Source organism: Stenotrophomonas sp. NPDC077659 (genome assembly GCF_050268705.1).
GTDB lineage: Bacteria > Pseudomonadota > Gammaproteobacteria > Xanthomonadales > Xanthomonadaceae > Stenotrophomonas.
The window spans coordinates 38,390-42,125 of the sequence record NZ_JBNNHG010000019.1; the positions used below are offsets into that span (position 1 = coordinate 38,390).

The window sequence follows — 3,736 nt, forward strand, 5'->3', positions numbered from 1 at the left end:
CTACCCATTGCAACCTCCACCCGTCACCATGGCGGGCCCCACACGCTGGAATGTCGCAGTGCTGAGTACGATGGGTTTGTTGATGGGCCTGTACGTGGCCTGGCGCCTGTTCTGGCCGCTGCGCCTGCCGGTCTGGGCCAAGGCCCTGTTGTCGCTGCTGCTGGTGGCTCTGGCCGTGCAGCTGCGCATCGTCGCCACCTTCTGGGGCACGATGGCTTCGCCGGAAATCCCGCAGATGGCCATCGCCGTGCTGGCCACCGGCTCCACCGCCGTGCTGCTGCTGGCGCTGGCGATGCTGCTGTTCGATGCCGGCCTGCTGGCGGCGCGCGTGCTGCGCCTGCCGCGTGCAGTGTCGGCCCTGCATACGCCGTTGCTGCGGCCGCTGGCCGCAGGTGCCGCATTCCTGCTCAGTGCGTACGGCGTCAGCCAGGGCATGGCAGTGCCGAAGCCGCATCAGGTCGAGGTGTCCATCAAGGACCTGCCAGCCGCCTTCGACGGCTACCGCATGCTGCAGCTCACCGACATCCATGCCAGCCGCCTGTTGACCGGCGACTGGGTGCGTCAGGTGGTGGCCGAAAGCAATGCGCTGAAGCCGGACCTGATCGTGATCACCGGTGATCTGATCGATGGCACGGTGGCTGCACGCCGCGATGATTACCGCCCGCTGGGTGACCTGCAGGCACCGGACGGAGTGATTGCCATCACCGGCAACCACGAGTACTACGCGCAGTACCGCGAGTGGATGCAGGCCTTCCGCGCGCTGCGCATGCAGGTGCTCGAAAACAGCCACACCCAGGTGCAGCGTGGCGGGGCGGCGCTGACCGTTGCCGGCGTCACCGACCCGGTGGCGGCGCGCTACGGCCTGCCATTGCCCGACCTGAAGGCGGCGCTGGCCGGTGCCGATCCGGCCGCGCCGGTGATCCTGCTTGACCATCGCCCGCGCAATGCCGTTGATGCTGCCGCACACGGGGTGAAGCTGCAGTTGTCCGGCCACACCCATGGTGGCCAGATCATCGGCATGGACCAGCTGGTGAAGCGGGCCAACGGTGGGTTTGTTTCCGGCCGTTACGAGGTGGATGGCATGACCCTGTACGTGAGCAACGGCGCCGGCCTGTGGGCAGGCTTCCCGGCGCGCATCGGCGTGCCTTCGGAAATCACCGTGTTTACCCTGCGCCGCGCGCCTTGAAGCCCGCGTTGGGGGCGGATCCCTTTGCCCGGCAAAGGGCTCTGGCCCCGCGCCCGGCTGCAGGTGCACCGCACCATCACCCCGGCCGTGACACCCTCCGGTCATGACTGAAATGACGGCGGCGCGGCGGCGCTCGATGTGGGTGGCGGGCCTGTCCACCGTGGTGGAGTGGTACGACTTCACCCTGTACCTGTACTTCGCCACCGTGCTGTCGCGGGTGTTTTTCGGCGGCGGCGAGCAGGCGATGCTGGTCACGCTCGCCGGCTTCGCGGTGTCCTACCTGATGCGTCCCCTGGGCGCGCTCTGTTTCGGCCACCTCGGCGACCGCCTGGGCCGGCGCTGGATGCTGCTGGCCTCGATGGCGCTGATGGCTGCGGCAATGCTGGCCACCGCGCTGCTGCCGACGGCGGCCACCGCAGGTGCCACGGCCGGCGTACTGCTGCTGGTCCTGCGCTGCGTGATGGCATTTTCGGTGGGTGGCGAGTACACCGGTGTGGTGGCGTATCTGCTGGAAAGCGCCCCGGCACGACGACGCGGTCTGGTCACTTCGCTGGCCTCGGCTGCCAGCGAAGTGGGCGCGCTGCTGGCGGTGGCGATTTCCGCAGTGACCGTTGCGATGCTCACGCCCGCGCAACTGGATGGCTGGGGCTGGCGCATTCCCTTCTTCGTCGGTGCGGCGTTGGCGCTGGTGATCCTCATCGCACGTTCGGGCATGCACGAATCGCCCGAATTCGAGCGCCAGCGCCGTGAGGGCAGTATTCCGGCGACACCGCTGCGCCACGTGCTGCGCAATCACCCCGGCGCGGTGGCGCGCACGTTTGCGATCTCCGCACTGGGTTCGATCACCTACTACGTGGGCATCACCTACGTGCCGGCCTTCCTGCATGCGCAGGGCCACGATGAAGGTGATGCGCTGTGGTTGTCCACGGTTGCGGCGGTGGCGGTCATCGCCATCACGCCCCTGTGCGGCCTGCTGTCCGACCGCTTCGGGCGGCGTCCGCTGCTGCTGGGCCTGACCGTCCTGGCGGCACTGCTGCCGCTGTCGATGTTCGCTTGGATGTCCGAAGCCGCGCCGCTGGGCATCGCCCTGGCGGCGGTGGTGCTGGCCTGCGTGGCGGGCGGCGTGAGCGCGGTGGCAGCACCGGCCACGGCCGAGCAGTTCCCCGGCGAGGGCCGGGTGAGCGGGCTGGCACTGGGGGTGACCATGGCCACGGCGGTGTTCGGCGGTGCGACACCGTGGCTGGCGCAGTGGTGGGTGGAACGCAGCGGCTGGGCCGCGGCACCGGGCGCGATGATCGCGCTGGTGGCGGTGCTGGTGCTGCCGGTGCTGTGGACCCTGCCCGAGACGACCCCGGGCAGGGGCAGGCGCTAGGCGATCAGACCGCCAGGGTCTGCTTGATGTCGGCCAGCACGGCCGGCGCATCCACGCCGATGGCGATCGACTGCAGCACGTGGCCATCCCACACGCTGGGGCCGAAGGCCAGGCCTTCCGGCTTGGGAATGGTCATGCCGCGGGCAACGCCGTCGGTGGCCACGCGCACGCTGGCGCGCTCGAACTGGAACAGTTCCGGGCGGGTCAGCGCGATGCAGGCACAGCAGTCATGCACGACCATGCCCTTGTGCCCGGCCTGCAGGTAGAAGTCCACGTAGTCCTGCGACAGCGCACGCACCAGCTCGGCATCGGTACCGCCGATGGCGGCCAGCGTGTCCAGGCCGTCACGGTCCATTTCCACGCGGGTGGTGACGTCCAGGCCGATGGCGGTGACCGGCCACTGCGCGGTGAACACGATGTCGGCGGCTTCGGCGTCGCCCCAGATGTTGGCCTCGGCCGCCGGGGTGATGTTGCCGTTGACGTGGAAGGCACCGCCCATCAGGACCACGCCGCGCACCAGGCCGGCGATGTCGGGGGCCTGCTTCAGGGCCAGGGCCAGGTTGGTCATGCGGCCGACCGCGACCAGGGTCACTTCACCCGGATGGGCGCGGACCAGGTCGATGATCAGCTGGTGGGCCGGGCGCGCATCGGCAGCAACGTCCAGCGCAGCCGGCACCGGGTGGTTGCCCAGGCCGTTGTGGCCATGGATGTGCACCGGCCAGGCTTCCGGGGTGGCTTCGGGCTGCAGCGGGCCGGCGGCACCGCGCGCGACCGGGGCGGCAAAGCCCCAGGCCTGTTTCAGGTACAGCGCGTTGCGGGTGGTCGACTCCACCGACGCGTTGCCGAAGGTGGTGGTGACGCCCACCAGATCGATCTGGGCGTGCTTGTGCAGGTACAGCAGGGCCAGGGCGTCGTCGACGCCCGGGTCGGTATCGAAAATGACTTTCAGCATGTTGTTGTTCTTCTTCTTCCGTGTGGTGCAGGGGGGCCGGCGGGACCCAGGGGGCCGGGCCGGCGCGCCCTGCATTGTCCCATCTTCATGACAGGCAGGGCGAACCGGAGAGGGGCGCGTCACGCCCCAGACCCTGCTCGATCGCCTCCGGGGTTTCGTAGCGTCGAGCTTGCTCGACTCTTGTGTCTCGGAACGGTGCCCTGATCAGGCACAATTCCCCCGGTGA

General features: G+C 69.2%; 3 protein-coding genes. 2 read left to right on the forward strand and 1 reads right to left on the reverse strand.

Annotated elements, in window-relative coordinates:
* Nucleotides 1–28: 28 nt before the first annotated feature.
* Both ACQKDV_RS04955 and ACQKDV_RS04960 read left to right on the forward strand, forming a co-directional pair.
* A complete protein-coding gene (locus tag ACQKDV_RS04955; protein WP_427782679.1) occupies nucleotides 29–1,186 on the forward strand; it encodes a metallophosphoesterase in 1,158 nt (385 codons plus the stop codon).
* 112 nt (nucleotides 1,187–1,298) lie between these two features.
* Nucleotides 1,299–2,558 (forward strand): MFS transporter, encoded by a 1,260-nt coding sequence (locus ACQKDV_RS04960; protein ID WP_427782680.1) that lies wholly within the window; start codon nucleotides 1,299–1,301, stop codon nucleotides 2,556–2,558.
* A 4-nt stretch (nucleotides 2,559–2,562) separates the two neighbouring features.
* On the opposite strand, the gene ACQKDV_RS04965 is transcribed toward ACQKDV_RS04960, so the two are convergent.
* The gene (locus ACQKDV_RS04965; RefSeq protein WP_427782677.1) at nucleotides 2,563–3,510 is read right to left on the reverse strand and encodes a nucleoside hydrolase; all 948 of its coding nucleotides are present in this window, start codon (nucleotides 3,508–3,510) and stop codon (nucleotides 2,563–2,565) included.
* Between the last annotated feature and the right edge of the window lie 226 nt (nucleotides 3,511–3,736).